This is a genomic window from Pseudomonas baltica (genome assembly GCF_031880315.1).
Classification (GTDB): domain Bacteria; phylum Pseudomonadota; class Gammaproteobacteria; order Pseudomonadales; family Pseudomonadaceae; genus Aquipseudomonas.
Window position 1 is genome coordinate 2833285 of the sequence record NZ_CP134771.1, and the last position, 15701, is coordinate 2848985.

19 protein-coding genes are annotated in these 15701 nt (G+C 63.7%); 8 read left to right on the top strand and 11 right to left on the bottom strand.

Annotated elements, in window-relative coordinates; translation table 11 throughout:
• Positions 1-75 precede the first annotated feature (75 nt).
• Positions 76-1968 carry a 1-deoxy-D-xylulose-5-phosphate synthase gene (gene dxs, locus REH34_RS12550; RefSeq protein ID WP_311971804.1) on the top strand — a complete coding sequence of 631 codons (1893 nt, stop codon included), beginning with the start codon at positions 76-78 and terminating at the stop codon, positions 1966-1968.
• An 81-nt stretch (positions 1969-2049) separates the two neighbouring features.
• Here the strand turns inward: dxs and ribA are convergent, their stop codons facing one another.
• From ribA to nrdR, 10 genes are all read right to left on the bottom strand, one after another.
• On the bottom strand, positions 2050-2667 hold the full coding sequence (ribA, locus tag REH34_RS12555) for a GTP cyclohydrolase II (RefSeq protein ID WP_226506272.1): 618 nt from the start codon (positions 2665-2667) through the stop codon (positions 2050-2052).
• Between the two features lie 106 nt (positions 2668-2773).
• On the bottom strand, positions 2774-3526 hold the full coding sequence (locus tag REH34_RS12560; RefSeq protein WP_311972086.1) for a transporter substrate-binding domain-containing protein: 753 nt from the start codon (positions 3524-3526) through the stop codon (positions 2774-2776).
• A 23-nt stretch (positions 3527-3549) separates the two neighbouring features.
• The gene (locus tag REH34_RS12565) at positions 3550-4053 is read right to left on the bottom strand and encodes a phosphatidylglycerophosphatase A (protein ID WP_226506270.1); all 504 of its coding nucleotides are present in this window, start codon (positions 4051-4053) and stop codon (positions 3550-3552) included.
• Positions 4050-5015: a thiamine-phosphate kinase gene (gene thiL / locus REH34_RS12570; protein ID WP_311971805.1), complete on the bottom strand. Its 966-nt coding sequence runs from the start codon at positions 5013-5015 to the stop codon at positions 4050-4052. The genes REH34_RS12565 and thiL overlap by 4 nt, the downstream gene beginning before the upstream one ends.
• An 18-nt stretch (positions 5016-5033) precedes the next feature.
• On the bottom strand, positions 5034-5534 hold the full coding sequence (nusB, locus tag REH34_RS12575) for a transcription antitermination factor NusB (RefSeq protein ID WP_226506268.1): 501 nt from the start codon (positions 5532-5534) through the stop codon (positions 5034-5036).
• On the bottom strand, positions 5531-6007 hold the full coding sequence (ribE, locus tag REH34_RS12580) for a 6,7-dimethyl-8-ribityllumazine synthase (protein ID WP_226506267.1): 477 nt from the start codon (positions 6005-6007) through the stop codon (positions 5531-5533). Before ribE ends, nusB begins: the two co-directional genes overlap by 4 nt.
• Before the next feature lie 139 nt (positions 6008-6146).
• Complete coding sequence (ribBA, locus tag REH34_RS12585; RefSeq protein WP_311971806.1) at positions 6147-7238, bottom strand: bifunctional 3,4-dihydroxy-2-butanone-4-phosphate synthase/GTP cyclohydrolase II; 1092 nt, start codon at positions 7236-7238, stop codon at positions 6147-6149.
• A 17-nt stretch (positions 7239-7255) separates the two neighbouring features.
• On the bottom strand, positions 7256-7921 hold the full coding sequence (locus tag REH34_RS12590) for a riboflavin synthase (protein ID WP_226506265.1): 666 nt from the start codon (positions 7919-7921) through the stop codon (positions 7256-7258).
• A gap of 44 nt (positions 7922-7965) precedes the next feature.
• Positions 7966-9096 carry a bifunctional diaminohydroxyphosphoribosylaminopyrimidine deaminase/5-amino-6-(5-phosphoribosylamino)uracil reductase RibD gene (gene ribD, locus REH34_RS12595; protein WP_311971807.1) on the bottom strand — a complete coding sequence of 377 codons (1131 nt, stop codon included), beginning with the start codon at positions 9094-9096 and terminating at the stop codon, positions 7966-7968.
• On the bottom strand, positions 9093-9557 hold the full coding sequence (gene nrdR, locus REH34_RS12600) for a transcriptional regulator NrdR (protein WP_226506263.1): 465 nt from the start codon (positions 9555-9557) through the stop codon (positions 9093-9095). The genes ribD and nrdR overlap by 4 nt, the downstream gene beginning before the upstream one ends.
• A 108-nt stretch (positions 9558-9665) precedes the next feature.
• Here nrdR and REH34_RS12605 point away from each other — a divergent pair, with 108 nt between their 5' ends.
• Positions 9666-10133 (top strand): YbaY family lipoprotein, encoded by a 468-nt coding sequence (locus REH34_RS12605; RefSeq protein ID WP_226506262.1) that lies wholly within the window; start codon positions 9666-9668, stop codon positions 10131-10133.
• 94 nt (positions 10134-10227) lie between these two features.
• The gene (gene trxA, locus REH34_RS12610) at positions 10228-11100 is read left to right on the top strand and encodes a thioredoxin (RefSeq protein ID WP_311971809.1); all 873 of its coding nucleotides are present in this window, start codon (positions 10228-10230) and stop codon (positions 11098-11100) included.
• 130 nt (positions 11101-11230) lie between these two features.
• Here trxA and REH34_RS12615 read toward each other — a convergent pair whose 3' ends face one another.
• Positions 11231-11581: a hypothetical protein gene (locus REH34_RS12615; RefSeq protein ID WP_311971810.1), complete on the bottom strand. Its 351-nt coding sequence runs from the start codon at positions 11579-11581 to the stop codon at positions 11231-11233.
• A 232-nt stretch (positions 11582-11813) separates the two neighbouring features.
• Between REH34_RS12615 and REH34_RS12620 the strand changes: the two genes are divergently transcribed.
• The 5 genes from REH34_RS12620 to REH34_RS12640 all read left to right on the top strand — a co-directional run bounded on the left by REH34_RS12620 (position 11814) and on the right by REH34_RS12640 (position 15694).
• Entirely contained in the window at positions 11814-12416 is a 603-nt protein-coding gene (locus tag REH34_RS12620) for a DUF2796 domain-containing protein (protein WP_311971811.1), read from the top strand.
• A 2-nt stretch (positions 12417-12418) separates the two neighbouring features.
• Positions 12419-13129 carry an ABC transporter ATP-binding protein gene (locus REH34_RS12625; protein WP_311971812.1) on the top strand — a complete coding sequence of 237 codons (711 nt, stop codon included), beginning with the start codon at positions 12419-12421 and terminating at the stop codon, positions 13127-13129.
• Positions 13129-14394 carry an ABC transporter permease gene (locus REH34_RS12630; RefSeq protein WP_311971813.1) on the top strand — a complete coding sequence of 422 codons (1266 nt, stop codon included), beginning with the start codon at positions 13129-13131 and terminating at the stop codon, positions 14392-14394. The genes REH34_RS12625 and REH34_RS12630 overlap by 1 nt, the downstream gene beginning before the upstream one ends.
• Before the next feature lie 9 nt (positions 14395-14403).
• Positions 14404-14922: a DUF3299 domain-containing protein gene (locus REH34_RS12635; RefSeq protein WP_311971814.1), complete on the top strand. Its 519-nt coding sequence runs from the start codon at positions 14404-14406 to the stop codon at positions 14920-14922.
• Positions 14923-15016: 94 nt separating this feature from the next.
• Positions 15017-15694 carry an OmpW family outer membrane protein gene (locus REH34_RS12640; RefSeq protein ID WP_311971815.1) on the top strand — a complete coding sequence of 226 codons (678 nt, stop codon included), beginning with the start codon at positions 15017-15019 and terminating at the stop codon, positions 15692-15694.
• Positions 15695-15701: the final 7 nt, after the last annotated feature.

Here is a 15701-nt window from a genome sequence, read left to right on the forward strand (position 1 = left end):
GGCCGTCCACTGCGTGGGCAGTCAGCGCTGCATAAGGTAAACTGCCGCCTCTTCACACCTATAACGATTCGCCTGATGCCAACGACGTTTCAAGAGTTTCCCCGCGAACGCCCGATGACGCCGCTGCTCGACAGCGCCGCGACACCGGCCGGCCTGCGCCGTCTTGGCGAAGCCGAACTCGAGACCCTGGCCGACGAGCTGCGCTCGGAGCTGCTGTACACGGTAGGCCAGACCGGCGGTCACTTCGGCGCCGGCCTGGGCGTGATCGAACTGACGATCGCGCTGCACTACGTGTTCGACACCCCCGACGACCGTCTGGTGTGGGATGTGGGCCATCAGGCCTACCCGCACAAGATCCTCACCGATCGCCGCCAGCGCATGGCCACGCTGCGCCAGAAGGAAGGCCTCGCCGCCTTTCCGCGCCGTGCCGAGAGCGAGTACGACACCTTTGGCGTCGGTCATTCGAGTACCTCGATCAGCGCCGCCCTGGGCATGGCCATCGCCGCCCGCCTGCAGGGTAGCGAGCGCAAGTCGATCGCGGTCATCGGTGATGGCGCGCTGACCGCCGGCATGGCCTTCGAAGCGCTGAACCACGCGCCCGAGGTCAACGCCAACATGCTGGTGATCCTCAACGACAACGACATGTCGATCTCGCGCAACGTCGGTGGGCTGTCCAACTATCTGGCCAAGATCCTCTCCAGCCGCACCTACGCGAGCATGCGCGAGGGCAGCAAAAAGGTCCTCTCGCGCCTGCCCGGTGCCTGGGAAATCGCCCGGCGCACCGAAGAGTACGCCAAGGGCATGCTGGTCCCCGGAACCCTGTTCGAAGAGCTGGGCTGGAACTACATCGGTCCGATCGACGGCCACGACCTGCCGACCCTGATCGCCACGCTGCGCAACATGCGTGATCTCAAGGGCCCGCAGTTCCTCCATGTGGTCACCAAAAAGGGCAAAGGCTTCGCGCCGGCCGAGGTCGACCCGATCGGCTATCACGCCATCACCAAGCTCGAGCCCGTTGCGGCGCCGACCACCACGGCGGTGGTCAAAAAGGCCAGCGGTCCGAAATACTCCGGCGTGTTCGGCCAGTGGCTATGCGACATGGCCGAAGCTGACCCGCGCCTGGTAGGGATTACCCCGGCGATGAAGGAAGGCTCGGATCTGGTCGAGTTCAGCGAGCGCTTCCCGGAGCGGTATTTCGACGTGGCGATCGCCGAGCAGCATGCCGTGACCTTTGCGGCTGGCATGGCCTGTGAAGGTGCCAAACCGGTGGTGGCGATCTATTCGACCTTCCTGCAACGCGCCTATGACCAACTGATCCACGACGTTGCCGTGCAGAACCTCGACGTATTGTTCGCCATCGACCGCGCCGGTCTGGTGGGCGAAGACGGCCCGACCCACGCCGGCAGCTTCGACCTGTCCTACCTGCGCTGCATCCCCGGCATGCTGATCATGACGCCGAGCGATGAGAACGAACTGCGCAGCATGCTCACTACCGGCCATCAGTTCAACGGGCCGGCGGCGGTACGCTATCCACGCGGCACTGGCCCCAACGCAGTGATCACTCAGGCCCTCGAACCTATCGAAATCGGCAAGGGCGTGGTCCGCCGCGAAGGCAGCAAGATCGCCCTGCTGGTGTTCGGCGTGCAATTGGCCGAGGCGCTCAAGGTGGCTGACAAGCTCGACGCGACCGTGGTTGACATGCGCTTCGTCAAACCGCTGGACGAGGCGCTGGTGCGCGACATTGCCAGCCGCCACGAACTGTTGGTGACGATCGAAGAGAACGCCATCATGGGCGGCGCCGGTTCGGCGGTCAGCGAATTTCTGGCACGGGAGGACATCCTGCGCTCGGTGCTGCACCTGGGCTTGCCGGATGTCTATGTCGAGCACGCCAAGCCTGCGCAAATGCTGAGCGAGTGCGGGCTGGATGAGGCGGGGATCGAAGCGGCGATTCGGCAGCGGTTGGCCTAATCTAACGGGCAGGTCAAAAAAATGTGGGACCGGGCTATGCCCGGTCCCACATTGATTTTCAAAACGTCTAAAGAATCCGGATCACACGCGATCCACTTCGCCCTGATGCTCATTACCCATCATATGCCCCAGCTTGCCGGCCTTGGTGGCCAGGTAGTGCTTGTTGTGGGGGTTATGGCCGGTGTGCAGCGGCACGCGCTCGGCGATATTGATCCCCATGCCGGTCAGGGCCTTGACCTTGCGCGGGTTGTTGGTCATCAACTTCAGCGCCGTGATGCCCAGATGCTCGAGCATTGGCAGGCAGATCGCGTAATCGCGCTGGTCGGCCTTGAAGCCCAGGCGCTCGTTGGCCTCGACCGTATCGGCACCACCGTCCTGCAGTTCGTAGGCGCGGATCTTGTTCATCAAACCGATCCCGCGGCCTTCCTGACGCAGATACAGCAGCACGCCACGGCCTTCCTGGGCGATGGCCTGCAGCGCCGCCTCCAGTTGCGAGCCACAGTCGCAACGCTGACTGAACAGCGCGTCGCCCGTCAGACACTCGGAATGAACACGACCCAATACCGGCGCTCCATCGCCGACCGCTCCCAGCGTCAGCACAACGTGCTCGCGGCCGGTGGCCTCCTCAAGGAAGCCATGCATGGTGAATTGGGCGAATGGGGTTGGCAGCTTGGAAGCAGCGACGAAAACGACGGGCACCGTGTGCTCCTGATCAGTCTGGACGATATGCAAGTGCAGCATTGTATCAGCAGCTTTCAGAGTGTGCTTAGGCCGAATTATCGAGTGTCAGTATCGAAAAGTTCGATTATCGGGCCTTCACGCTCGTCTGCGCATCGAAGGGATAGGGCTGATGCCACTTAGCGAAAATTTCGCGCAACTGGCCGCTGGGGACCAGCTCGTCCATCCGTTGATCGAACAGCTCGCGCAAACGCCGCCCCTTGGGGTTATCGGTAAAGCCGATGTACAGCGGCAATTCAGCGACATGAGTCACCTTGTAGCTCGACTGCCGAGGAGAACGGCGCAACAGCGCCTGGATTTCATTCAGCGCATCGATGTAGTAATCCGCGCGCCCGGCATCGAGCATCGACAGAATGCTGCTGCGCCGCTGCACCTCGGTGTAATGCTTGATATTGGGCAGATAGCGCTGGTATTCATAGCCCCGCACCCAAGCCAGCGAGTACTGACCCAGCAGATTGACGTCGGGCGATGCGCGGGACGACAAACCCAGGGCATAGACGTGATCGACGTCGAAATTCCAGCGGGGGTACAGCGAATCGGCTTCGTCCTTGTAGGAGCCCACCCATATGTCCGCTTCGCCCCGCTGTACCAGGCCAACCGCGCGAGTGTAAGGCTCCTGGCGTGTGCTGACCTTGTAGCCCGCCGGCTCGAAGACCTTGCGCATCAGGTCCCAGGCCAGGCCTGTGCCGTCGGCGTTGGTGTAGTCGACCCATTCCTCGCTGACGATCAGCAGAGGATGCAACACGGGAGCCGCCTGCGCGCTCGAGCCGAACAGCAGCACCGCCAGCACCACCGGCCAGAGGCGATTCAAGCCGCCCATACTCATCCTTGAGATCCTGCGTTTCAGGTCACGCACCACACCAACCCCTGCATCGCCAACCACGCAAACACCCCGGCCAGTACATCGTCGAGCATGATCCCTACGCCGCCATGGACGTGGCGATCGATCCAGCGAATCGGCCAGGGCTTGAGAATGTCGAAGAAGCGAAACATCAAGAAACCCGCCAGAATCCAGTACCAGCCATCCGGCACCAGCCAGAGGGTAATCCACATGCCGACCATTTCGTCCCAGACGATACCTTCGTGGTCGTGCACGCGCAGATCATCAGCCACCTTGCCGCACAGCCAGAAGCCGAACAGCATGGTGATGCCCAGCATCAACCAATAGCCCCAGTCCGGCAGCATCTGCCACAAAGGGATGAACGGGATGGCGACCATCGAGCCCCAGGTGCCGGGCGCCTTGGGCAAAGTGCCGGAGCCGAAGCCGAACGCGAGAAAGTGCCAAGGATTTTTCCAGACCGACGGTGGTACGAACTCCACCGGCACCTGCTTGGGATGGTCTGTCACGGTGTCTCCCGAAAATGTTGATAGCCCCGGATCAAGGGGGTGATGTCCTGGCCCTGCGCGTCCACCAGGCTCACGCCGCTACCGGCGTGAACGCTGCCAATGACGTGAACCGGCCAGCCTGCGCCAAGCAGCGGCGCCAGGTGAAAGGGTGGCAGGGTGAAGGCCAGGATGTAATCGTCACCGCCAGTCAGTGCGGCATGGCGAGCATCGGCTTCGCCTAGCCACTGCTGCAAGGCATCTGACAACGGCAGGCGTGATTGTTCGATTTGCAATGCCACCCCGCTCGCCAGGGCGATGTGTCCGCAGTCGGCAAGCAGGCCGTCGGAGATATCCAGTGCCGCCGTCGCTCGCCCGCGCAACGCCCGGCCGAGCGCCAGTTGCGGCTGCGGCGACCAGTAGCGGTCTAGCAGTGGCTGGCCAATCGACTCGGCCGCAGCGCGCTCGCCGAGCACCAGCGGCAAGGCCCCCGCGGCATCGCCCAACGGCCCGCCGACACACAGCAGGTCCCCGACTCGCGCGCCAGCACGGGTCAGCGCCAGGCCGGCAGGCACGCTGCCGAACACCGTCACCGTCAGGCTCAAGGGCCCGCAGGTGGTATCGCCGCCCACCAGGCGCACCGAACAGGCCTCGGCCATGCTGTCCAGGCCTTGGGCGAAGGCCCGCAGCCACGGCGCGGAAACGCTCGGCAGGGTCAATGCAAGGGTGAATGCCAACGGCGCGGCGCCCATGGCCGCCAGGTCGCTGACTGCTACCGCCAAAGCGCGCTGGCCGAGCAATAACGGATCAGCCGCGAACGGAAAATGCACGCCTTCAACCAGCGTATCGGTGGACACCGCCAACTGCTCGCCCGCAGTCACCTGCAGCAAAGCGCAGTCGTCGCCGATGCCCAGCGCCACTCCCTCCCCGGCACGCGCACACTGCGCGGCCGCGAAGAATTGGCGGATCAGCTCAAATTCGCCCATGAACGGCTCGCTCGCCAATCAGCGCTTGAATGCCTTCACTTCGGCTTCGCGCAGGCGCGGTGCCAGCTTGTCGAGCACGCCGTTGACAAACTTGTGACCGTCGGTCGAACCAAACACTTTGGCCAGCTCGATACCTTCGTTGATCACGACGCGATACGGCACGTCGACGCGTTTGAGCAATTCCCAGGTGGACAGGCGCAGCACGGCCAGTTCAACCGGATCGAGCTCGTCGATGGTGATGTCCAGGCAAGGCGCCAGGGCGGTGTCGATCTCGGTCTTGCTGGCCGGCACACCGTGGAGAATCTCGCGGAAGTAGGCGCTGTCGACGTCGGTGAAGTCATTATCGACGCGAAACTGCGCTTCGATTTCGTTCAGCGATTGCTTGGCCATGTGCCATTGGTACAGGGCCTGAGTCGCCAGCTGACGCGCTTCGCGGCGCTTGGCACTCTTGGACGGTTTGCCAGCATCGGCCGCTTTCGGCTCGCGCGGATTGAACTGATCGCTGTCGTCGTTGATCACTTGGCCTCCAACTGCGACAGCAGGCTGACCATTTCCAGGGCCGACAGGGCAGCTTCAGCGCCCTTGTTGCCGGCCTTGGTGCCGGAACGCTCGATGGCCTGTTCGATGGAATCGACGGTCAATACACCGAAGGCCACCGGTACGCCGAACTCCATGGAGACCTGGGACAGGCCCTTGACGCACTCGCCAGCGACGTATTCGAAGTGCGGCGTACCGCCACGAATGACGGCGCCCAGCGCGATGATGGCGGCGTATTCGCTTTGCTGGGCGACTTTCTGTGCCACCAGCGGGATTTCAAACGCGCCCGGGGCACGGATGATGGTGATGTCGCTTTCGCTGACACCGTGGCGAACCAGGGCGTCGATCGCGCCGCTTACCAGGCTTTCCACAACGAAGCTGTTAAAGCGGCCGACCACCAGGGCGTAGCGACCTTTGGGGGCAATGAAGGTACCTTCGATGGTCTTCAGGGTCATTCGAGCGTTCTCATTTTAAAGAGCCAGGCTGCCGAGGTACGGCGACCTGTGGAAATGGGTTGTGTCACGAAGCAAAACGGACGCAGGCGCAGGAAACCATAGCCCGAGGCTGGCCTTCCTGCGACTTTGCGGCCGCTGATTATTCGGAGGGCACGTATTCTACTACTTCCAGATCGAATCCGGATATCGCGTTGAATTTCATTGGCGCGCTGAGCAGACGCATCTTGCGCACGCCAAGGTCACGCAGAATCTGCGAACCGGCCCCGACGATGCTGTAGGTGGTCGGTTTTTTCGGCTCGGTATGCTCGGCGCAATCGCGGATATGCGCCAGCAGTACGTCGCCATCCACCGGGTGACCCAGCAGCAATACAACGCCGCAGCCAGCCTCGGCCACCGCGCTCATGGCCGCGCGCAGGCTCCAGCGCCCAGGTTGCTTGACCATCAGCAGGTCGCGTAGCGGATCCATGTTGTGCACGCGCACCAGGATCGGTTCGTCGCCGTGCACGGTGCCCATCGTCAGGGCCATGTGCACGTCGCCTTCTACCGAGTCGCGGTAGGTCACCAGATTGAACTGGCCCAGTTCGCTGTCCAGCGGCTGCTCGGCGATCCGTTGAACGGTGCGCTCGTGAATCATGCGGTAATGAATCAGATCGGCGATGGTGCCGATCTTGATGTCGTGCTCCGCCGCGAAGGCTTCGAGTTCGGCGCGACGGGACATGGTGCCATCGTCGTTCATCACTTCGCAGATCACGCCGCTGGGCTCGAACCCGGCCATGCGCGCCAGGTCGCAGGCCGCTTCGGTATGGCCAGCGCGAGCCAGGGTACCGCCGGCCTGGGCCATCAGCGGGAAGATATGGCCGGGGCTGACGATGTCCTCAGCCCTGGCATCACGAGCGGCGGCGGCCTGCACGGTACGCGCGCGGTCCGCAGCCGAGATGCCGGTGGTGACACCCGTAGCGGCCTCGATGGATACGGTGAACTTGGTGCCAAAGCCGGAGCCGTTACGCGGCGCCATCAGTGGCAGCTTGAGGGTCTCGCAGTGCTCGCGGGTCATGGGCATGCAGATCAGGCCGCGGGCGAAACGCGCCATGAAGTTGATGTGCTCGGCCTGGCAGCACTCGGCAGCCATGATCAGATCGCCTTCGTTCTCGCGGTCTTCGTCATCCATCAGGATGACCATCTTGCCCTGGCGAATGTCTTCGACCAGCTCTTCGATACTGTTGAGCGCCACGCGGCACCCCCTTTCAATCAGGATTTGAGGTAGCCATTGCTGGCAAGAAAGCTTTCGGTGATGCCGCCCTGACCCACAGCCTCGGCGGCCTTGTCACCGAGCAGCAGGCGCTCGAGATAACGCGCCAGCAGGTCGACCTCAAGATTGACCCGACGCCCAGGGTGGTAGCTGTCCATGATGGTTTCGGCCAGCGTGTGCGGGACGATGGTCAGCTCGAATTCGGCGCCGTTGACCGCATTGACGGTCAGGCTGGTGCCGTCGACGGTGATCGAGCCCTTGTGAGCGATGTACTTGGCCAGCTCTTTGGGGGCGCGGATGCGGAACTGGATCGCGCGGGCGTTTTCTTCGCGGGCGACCACTTCGCCGACGCCATCGACATGGCCGCTGACCAGATGACCACCCAGGCGGGTGGTCGGCGTCAGGGCCTTTTCGAGGTTGACCGGGCTGCCGACCTTGAGCTGATTGAACGCGGTGACGTCCAGGGTCTCGCGGCTGACGTCGGCCCAGAAACCATCGCCTGGCAGCTCTACTGCAGTCAGGCAAACACCACTGACGGCGATGCTGTCGCCGAGCTTGACGTCGCTCAGGTCGAGTTTACCGGTCGCTACGTAAACCCGGACATCGCCGCCTTTAGGGGTGAGCGCGCGGATGCTGCCAATCGATTCGATAATGCCGGTGAACATGGGATCTCCTCAGAGCCGGGTCAGCGCAAGGCGCAGGCGGCGAATTATACGCCTGCTGCAGGCGCAGGAATGGCAGTGACCCGCCAGTCATCGCCCACAGCGCGCATTTCGGTGATTTTAAGCGCTGGCGCCTCACTCATGAGGGTCAGCGGCCATTCAAGCAAGGGCCGCGCCTGGGAACCGAGGAACCTGGCGGCGATGAAAATCTGGTATTCGTCCACCAGGCCCTGGCGGGCAAAGGCCCCGGCCAGTCGGGCGCCGGCTTCGACCAGCACCTCATTGACGCCCCGACTGGCGAGTTCCCTCAAGAGGGCGGGCAGGTCGACATGGCCATCGGCGCCCGGCAGTGCCAGCAGTTCATGGCCAGCTGCGGCGTAACTCGCCTGCTGGGCGGCGTCGCAAGTCACCACCAACGCGGGGCCGACGGTGAAGAACGGAGCGTCGAGGGGCACCCGCAGGCTGCCGTCGATCAACAGGCGCAGCATCGAGCGGGCTTCGATCAGTTCGGTGGTCGCGGCATCCAGGCCAAGCTCGGCGGCACGCACGGTCATCCGCGCGCCGTCCATCAGCACGCTGTCGGCGCCGGTCAGCACCACGCTGGAGCGCGCCCGCAAGCGCTGCACGGCACTGCGAGCCGGTGCGCCGGTGATCCATTGGCTTTCGCCGCTGGCCATGGCGGTGCGCCCGTCCAGGCTCATCGCCAGCTTGACCCGTACAAACGGCAAGCCGTGCTCCATGCGCTTGATGAAGCCGGGGTTGATCGCCCGCGCTTCGGCCTCCAGCACACCCGAGACCACCACGATGCCGGCCTGCTGCAACCGGAGCAGGCCGTTGCCTGCTACCTGGGGATTAGGGTCCTGCATGGCCGCGACCACCCGGGCGACGCCGGCCTTGACCAGCGCGTCGGCACAGGGCGGCGTTCGGCCATGGTGGCTGCAGGGCTCGAGGGTCACATAGGCCGTCGCGCCGCGGGCCAGCTCACCGGCGTGGCGCAACGCGTGCACCTCGGCATGGGGTTCGCCGGCACGCACATGCCAGCCCTCGCCGACTACCTCGCCCTCGCGGACGATGACGCAGCCGACCCGGGGATTGGGATGGGTGGTGTACAGCCCGTTACGCGCCAGTTGCAGCGCGCGAGCCATGTAGTGGCGGTCGAGAATGGCCTGTTCGTTCATTTTTCCGACGGCTCGCGGGCCAGGCGATCGATCTCTTCGCGGAACTCGTCGAGATCCTGGAAGCGGCGATACACCGAGGCAAAACGGATATAGGCGACTTCATCGAGCTTTTGCAGCTCTTTCATCACCAGTTCGCCGACGATCAGCGATTTGACTTCTCGCTCGCCGGTGGCCCGCAGCCGGTGCTTGATGTGCACCAGCGCAGCCTCAACGCGCTCGACGCTGACCGGGCGCTTTTCCAACGCGCGCAGCATGCCGGCACGGAGTTTTTCTTCGTCGAAAGGCTGGCGGCTGCCGTCTTGCTTGATCAGCCGGGGCAGTACCAGTTCGGCGGTTTCAAAGGTGGTGAAACGCTCACCACAGGCCAGGCATTCGCGTCGACGACGCACTTGCTCGCCCTCGGCGACCAGTCGAGAGTCGATGACCTTGGTGTCGTTGGCACCGCAGAAGGGACAGTGCATGGTGGCAGGCAACAAAAAATGGGGAGGGCCATGGTAGCGCATCCCTGCGGCAAGACAAGTCAAAGGCTTTGCGGTATACAGACGATCTCGGTTTTTCTGGATCTGCCCATGTCGTCTCGTCCTTTGTTTTTTGTCGTCCTGGCCGCCCTGCTTGCCGCTTGCAGCAGTGAGGCCCCCAAACCGGCCAGCCCTGTTGCCCCGGCTACCACGGCGGTCAGCAGCAAGACCATCACCGCGCCGCCAGTGCCGCTTGGCCCGCTGCCGGTGTATCAGCGTGAGCTGACCGGCCTGTTGCTGGGCGTGCCGAACGGCGCTGAGGTCGAGCTGGCCGTGCTGGTGATCGATGCTCAGGATCGCCCGCAAAAACTGTTGACCAGCGCCAAGATCACGGGTGATGGCAAGAATCTGCCCCTGCAACTGCGCTTCAATCCGGATGCCTTCCCGCAGGGTGCTCGGGTCGAGTTGCGCGGTCGGGTAAGCCAGTCCGGGCAATTGTTGCTGCATCTGTCGCCGGTACGCATCGAACAGCCGACCACGCAGTCCCTCGGCCAGTTGCAGTTCGTTCCCGCGCCTTGATTGCCCCTGGGGTTTCACCAAGGCGGCCATGACTTTCAGCCGGTCGACGCAGGCTTTATAGTGGCCGTCATTACCGATTTTTTCGAGATTCGCGATGAGCCAGGCTACTCCGTACATCTTCGACGCCACCACGGCCAACTTCGACCAGCTGGTAATCGAGAACTCTTTTCACAAGCCGGTGCTGGTGGATTTCTGGGCTGAATGGTGCGCGCCGTGCAAGGTGCTGATGCCGATGCTGCAGCAGATCACCGAGAGTTATCAGGGTGAGCTGCTGCTGGCCAAGGTCGATTGCGATGCCGAACAGGACATCGTCGCCCGCTTCGGCATTCGCAGCCTGCCCACCGTGGTGCTGTTCAAGGACGGCCAGCCGGTGGATGGCTTTGCCGGCGCCCAACCCGAGTCCGCTGTGCGCGCCCTGCTCGAACCCCATGTGCAGATGCCGCCGCCCGCCGCTGCCGACCCGCTGGAACAGGCCGAAGCGGCCTTCGCTGAAAGCCATTTCGCCGAGGCCGAGGCCATCCTGCAAAGCATTTTGGCCGAGGACAACAGCAACGCCAAGGCGCTGATTCTTTACGCCCGATGCCTGGCCGAGCGTGGCGAGCTGAGTGAGGCTCGCACGGTGCTGGACGCGGTCAAGACCGATGAGCACAAGGCCGCGCTGGCCGGTGCCAAGGCGCAGCTGACCTTCCTCAGCCAAGTCGCCGACCTGCCCGATGCCGCGGATTTGAAAGCACGCCTGGCCAAGGACCCTGGCGATGACGAGGCGGTGTATCAGCTGGCGATCCAGCAACTGGCACGCCAGCAATACGAAGCGGCACTCGAAGCCCTGCTGAAACTGTTCGTGCGCAACCGCAGCTACAGCGAGGGCCTGCCGCACAAGACGCTGCTGCAGGTGTTCGAGCTGCTGGGCAATGAGCACCCCTTGGTGACCGCGTACCGGCGCAAGTTGTTTGCGGCGTTGTACTAGGGGTTGATTGTGGGCGGGCTGTACAGGCCCCTTTGCCGCCGAACGCGCAACCTTGCTCCCACCGGTGTATGACTGTGGCAGCAAGGCCCGCCTGCGAAGAGGCCGGCACTGACACCGCATAACCCGAATATCAGCCCGCCCAGCAATACAACGGCGCATCCGCGCCGCTCTGCACCTGAATCAACGCGCTATGGCGCAGCCGCACCAGCAGGCGCTTGGCTCCCGCCGTGCTGCCCGCCAGGCCCTCGAGCTGTTCCAGCAGGGACGGGCCGCTGATCTGCCCACTCGATTCCACCAACGCCAAGGCATTGCGCCACAAGGCATCGTCCTGGTTCTTTGGCTTGCTGGTCGGGGTCGGGGTTGGCGCGTCGCTGGGCGCCGAGATGTTCAACTGGTTGCCCAGCAACGCCCAGTCTGCTGGGTCCATCTCGATGGTCAGGTCAACCGGCAGATCGCCCACGGTGCCGCGAATTCTCAACATGCTGTGCTCCTTCGATAGGCCGGTTTTGTAACAGCTGAAAGAGGGCGCATCAACCCGAACTTCACACCGACACTGCAGGAAGGGGGCTCGCCCGCGATGAGTCGTGCCCGCGCCATCTCGATTATTCGACCCTTTTCGGGGGCAAGCCTCCTCGCTACAAGCTGGGATCGAGATTGCGGGCGCAACCCATATCGTTATAACATCACACATTTCCACCCCTGCCGGAGATCCCATGCGCCGTCTGCTGCTCGCTTTGCCCTTCGCCCTGCTGCCACTCGCCATCGCCCACGCTGCCGACGCCGCCCACGAGGTCGAGCACGCCAGCCTCGGCGCCCATGAACACGGCACCGCGCGGCTGAATGCGGCACTGGACGACGAAACCCTGGAGCTGGAGCTCGACAGCCCGGCCATGAACCTGGTCGGCTTTGAACACCCCGCCACCAGCGATGCTGACAAGGCTGCCGTGAACAACGTCCGCCAACTGCTGGCGCAACCGCTGACCCTGTTCGCCGTGCCCGCCGCTGCCAAGTGCATCGTCGCCAAGCAAACCCTCAACAGCCCGCTGTTCGGCGACAAGCCCGCTGCCGACGAGCATGACCACGATGAAGATGCTGACGAGCATGACGCCGACGGCGCCGAACACCACCACGATCACAGCGAAATCCACGCCCACTATCAACTCCAGTGCGACAACGCCGCCGTCCTCAAGACCCTCGATCTGACCCGCTTGTTCAAGACCTTCCCGGCCACTCACAAGGTGCAGGTCCAGCTGATAGCACCCAATGGCCAGGAAGGCGTGGACGCCACCCCGGACAACAGCGTGCTGACCTACTGACCATGCCCGAAGCCCTGATCGAACTGGCCGATGTACGTTTCGCCTGGCCCGGCCAACCGCCGTTGCTGGACATCCCGGAATTCACCCTGCACAAAGGGCAAAGCCTGTTTCTCAAAGGCCCCAGCGGCAGTGGCAAGACCACCCTGCTGGGCCTGCTCGGCGGCGTGCAGACGCCCGACCGCGGCAGCATCCGCCTGCTGGGCCAAGAGATCTCCACCCTCAAGCAGGGCCAGCGCGATCGCTTCCGAGTCGATCACACCGGCTACATCTTCCAGCAGTTCAATCTGCTGCCGTTCCTCTCGGTGCGCGAGAACGTCGAACTGCCCTGCCGCTTTTCCACGGCCCGCGCCCAACGCGCCAGCGAGCGGCATGGCAGCGTCGAACAGGCGGCAATGGCCCTGTTGGCCCAGCTTGGCCTCACGGACCGCGCCCTGATCGCCCGCCGTGCGGATACGCTGTCGATCGGCCAGCAGCAACGGGTCGCCGCTGCCCGTGCCCTGATCGGCCAACCGGCGCTGGTGATCGCCGACGAGCCGACCTCGGCGCTCGACACCGATGCCCGCCAGGCCTTCATCCAATTGCTGTTCGCCGAATGCCGCGCCGCCGGCGCCAGCTTGCTGTTCGTCAGCCACGATCAGAGCCTGGCGCCGCTGTTCGATCGCAGCCTGTCGCTGGCCGATCTCAACCGCGCCGCGCGCACCGGAGGCGTGTGATGTATCTACTGCGTCTCGCCCTGGCCAGCCTGGCCAATCGTCGCTTTACCGCTTTCCTGACGGCCTTCGCCATCGCCCTGTCGGTGTGTCTGCTGCTGGCCGTGGAGCGCGTGCGTACCGAAGCCCGCGCCAGCTTTGCCGCCACCATCAGCGGTACCGACTTGATCGTCGGCGCCCGCTCGGGGTCGGTCAACCTGCTGCTGTATTCGGTATTTCGCATCGGCAACGCCACCAACAACATCCGCTGGGACAGCTTCCAGCGTTACGCCAGCGACCCCAAGGTCAAGTGGGCCATCCCCATCTCCCTCGGCGACTCGCACCGCGGTTACCGGGTGATGGGCACCGACGCCAGCTATTTCGAGCATTACCAGTACGGTCACCGGCAGAACCTCGAGCTGGCCCAAGGGCGAGCGTTCAAGGTCGACCCGTTCGAGGTCGTGCTCGGCGCCGAAGTGGCCGAGGCGCTGCACTATCAGCTCGGCGACAAGCTGGTGCTGGTCCACGGCGTGGCCGCCATCAGCCTGGTCAAGCACGACGACAAACCCTTCACCGTGGTGGGCATCCTCGAACGTACCGGCACCCCGGTGGACCGCACGCTGCATATCAGCCTGGGCGGCATGGAAGCCATCCACATCGACTGGCACAACGGCGTGCCGGCTCGCGGCGCCGAGCGCATCAGCGCCGATCAGGCGCGCAACATGGACCTCACGCCCACCGCCATCACCGCCGTGTTGCTGGGGCTCAACAGCAAGGTGCAGACCTTCGCCCTGCAGCGCGACATCAATGATTTCCGTGGCGAACCGCTGATGGCGATCTTGCCGGGCGTGGCCTTGCAGGAGCTCTGGAGCCTGATGGGCACGGCCGAAAAAGCCCTGTTCGTGGTCTCGCTGTTCGTGGTGCTGACCGGCTTGATCGGCATGCTCACCGCGATCCTCACCAGCCTCAACGAGCGCCGCCGGGAGATGGCTATCCTGCGTTCGGTGGGCGCCAGGCCGCTGCACATCGCCGGGCTATTGATTCTCGAAGCGCTGGGCCTGGCGCTCGCCGGCATCGTCACCGGGGTGGCGCTGCTGTATGCCTGTATCGCCGGGGCGCAAGGTTATGTGCAAGCCAATTACGGGCTGTACTTGCCATTGTCGCTGCCCAGCGAGTATGAATGGAGCCTGCTCGCAATCATCCTCGGTGCGGCCCTGTTGATGGGCACCGTGCCAGCCTGGCGGGCGTACCGTCAGTCGTTGGCCGACGGCCTGTCCATCCATTTATGAGTCTGATCGATGCGTGTTGAACGCCTGTTGTTGTGCTGGCTGCTGGCTTGCGCAGGGCCCGCCTGGGCGGCGCCGATCCACGAGTTGACCTGGGACGCGCTGATCCCGCCCGACGCGCCGCACCTCAAGCCGCAGATGACACCGCTGCATGACCTGGCCAAGCTGGGCAGCGCCATCGAGTCGGCACCCGCAGCCCAGCAGCAGGCGCCCCATGCGCCGGTGGTGCAGGCGCTGGATGGGCAGCAGGTGAAGATCCCGGGCTATATCGTGCCGCTGGAGGTCAACGAGGAAGGCCGCACCACCGACTTTTTGCTGGTGCCCTACTACGGCGCCTGCATCCACGTGCCACCGCCACCCTCCAACCAGATCGTGCACGTGACCAGCGAACTGGGGGTCAAGGTCGAGGAGTTGTATCAACCCTATTGGATCGAGGGTCCGATGCAGGTCAAGGCCACCACCAGCGATCTGGCCGAGGCCGGTTATCAGCTCGATGCGCAGAAAATCTACGTGTATGAACTGCCCAACTGATTAATCGCCCTGGCATTGAGCCAGGTCAACAGATCATGGGTTAGCACTCCCTACCATTGGCGCCATCCTTATATGAACTGCCAATGGAGCCCCCATGAACAAGTCCCTGCTCAGCGCTTCGATCCTCGCGCTAGCGCTTGCCACACCCCTCGCCCAGGCTCACCAGGCCGGGGACATCATCGTTCGTGCTGGCGCCGCCACCACGGCACCCAATGAGGACAGCGGCAACCTCAAGGTCGACGGCGCGCGCGTTTCCGGCACCAAGGCGACCCTGGACAGCGACACGCAACTGGGCCTGGCCTTCGCCTACATGCTCGATGATCACTGGGGCGTCGAGTTGCTGCTGGCGACCCCGTTCCAACATAGCGTCGGGGTCAAAGGTGCCGGACTGGGCGGCAAGCTGGCGGACATCAAGCAATTACCGCCGACCCTGTCGCTGCAGTACTACCCACTGGACAAGGATTCACGCTTCCAGCCCTACGCCGGGGTGGGGATCAACTACACCAAGTTCTACGACGAAGACCTCACCAGCGAACGCAAGGCCCAGGGCTTCAGCAACCTGCGCATGCAGGATTCGGTGGGTTTCGCCGGGCAGATCGGCGCCGACTACATGCTCACCGACAACATCATGCTCAACGCCGCGGTGTGGTACGTGGACATCAACACCAAGGCCACCGTGGATGGCCCCACAGCACTGGGCGCGCAGGAAACCAAGGTCAAGGTGGATGTCGATCCGTGGGTGTATATGGTGGGGGTTGGGTATAGGTTCTGATGCGGAA

Excerpts from the sequence above, each read along its gene's own strand:
- REH34_RS12560 (WP_311972086.1), bottom strand. The coding sequence starts at position 3,526 with ATGGGCGGCTTGAATCGCCTCTGGCCGGTGGTGCTGGCGGTGCTGCTG.
- thiL (WP_311971805.1), bottom strand. The coding sequence starts at position 5,015 with ATGGGCGAATTTGAGCTGATCCGCCAATTCTTCGCGGCCGCGCAGTGT.
- REH34_RS12625 (WP_311971812.1), top strand. The coding sequence starts at position 12,419 with ATGCCCGAAGCCCTGATCGAACTGGCCGATGTACGTTTCGCCTGGCCC.
- nrdR (WP_226506263.1), bottom strand. The coding sequence starts at position 9,557 with ATGCACTGTCCCTTCTGCGGTGCCAACGACACCAAGGTCATCGACTCT.
- ribE (WP_226506267.1), bottom strand. The coding sequence starts at position 6,007 with ATGACCCTGAAGACCATCGAAGGTACCTTCATTGCCCCCAAAGGTCGC.
- REH34_RS12615 (WP_311971810.1), bottom strand. The coding sequence starts at position 11,581 with ATGTTGAGAATTCGCGGCACCGTGGGCGATCTGCCGGTTGACCTGACC.
- trxA (WP_311971809.1), top strand. The coding sequence starts at position 10,228 with ATGAGCCAGGCTACTCCGTACATCTTCGACGCCACCACGGCCAACTTC.
- REH34_RS12590 (WP_226506265.1), bottom strand. The coding sequence starts at position 7,921 with ATGTTCACCGGCATTATCGAATCGATTGGCAGCATCCGCGCGCTCACC.
- REH34_RS12620 (WP_311971811.1), top strand. The coding sequence starts at position 11,814 with ATGCGCCGTCTGCTGCTCGCTTTGCCCTTCGCCCTGCTGCCACTCGCC.
- ribD (WP_311971807.1), bottom strand. The coding sequence starts at position 9,096 with ATGAACGAACAGGCCATTCTCGACCGCCACTACATGGCTCGCGCGCTG.
- REH34_RS12635 (WP_311971814.1), top strand. The coding sequence starts at position 14,404 with ATGCGTGTTGAACGCCTGTTGTTGTGCTGGCTGCTGGCTTGCGCAGGG.
- REH34_RS12630 (WP_311971813.1), top strand. The coding sequence starts at position 13,129 with ATGTATCTACTGCGTCTCGCCCTGGCCAGCCTGGCCAATCGTCGCTTT.
- dxs (WP_311971804.1), top strand. The coding sequence starts at position 76 with ATGCCAACGACGTTTCAAGAGTTTCCCCGCGAACGCCCGATGACGCCG.
- REH34_RS12640 (WP_311971815.1), top strand. The coding sequence starts at position 15,017 with ATGAACAAGTCCCTGCTCAGCGCTTCGATCCTCGCGCTAGCGCTTGCC.
- REH34_RS12605 (WP_226506262.1), top strand. The coding sequence starts at position 9,666 with ATGTCGTCTCGTCCTTTGTTTTTTGTCGTCCTGGCCGCCCTGCTTGCC.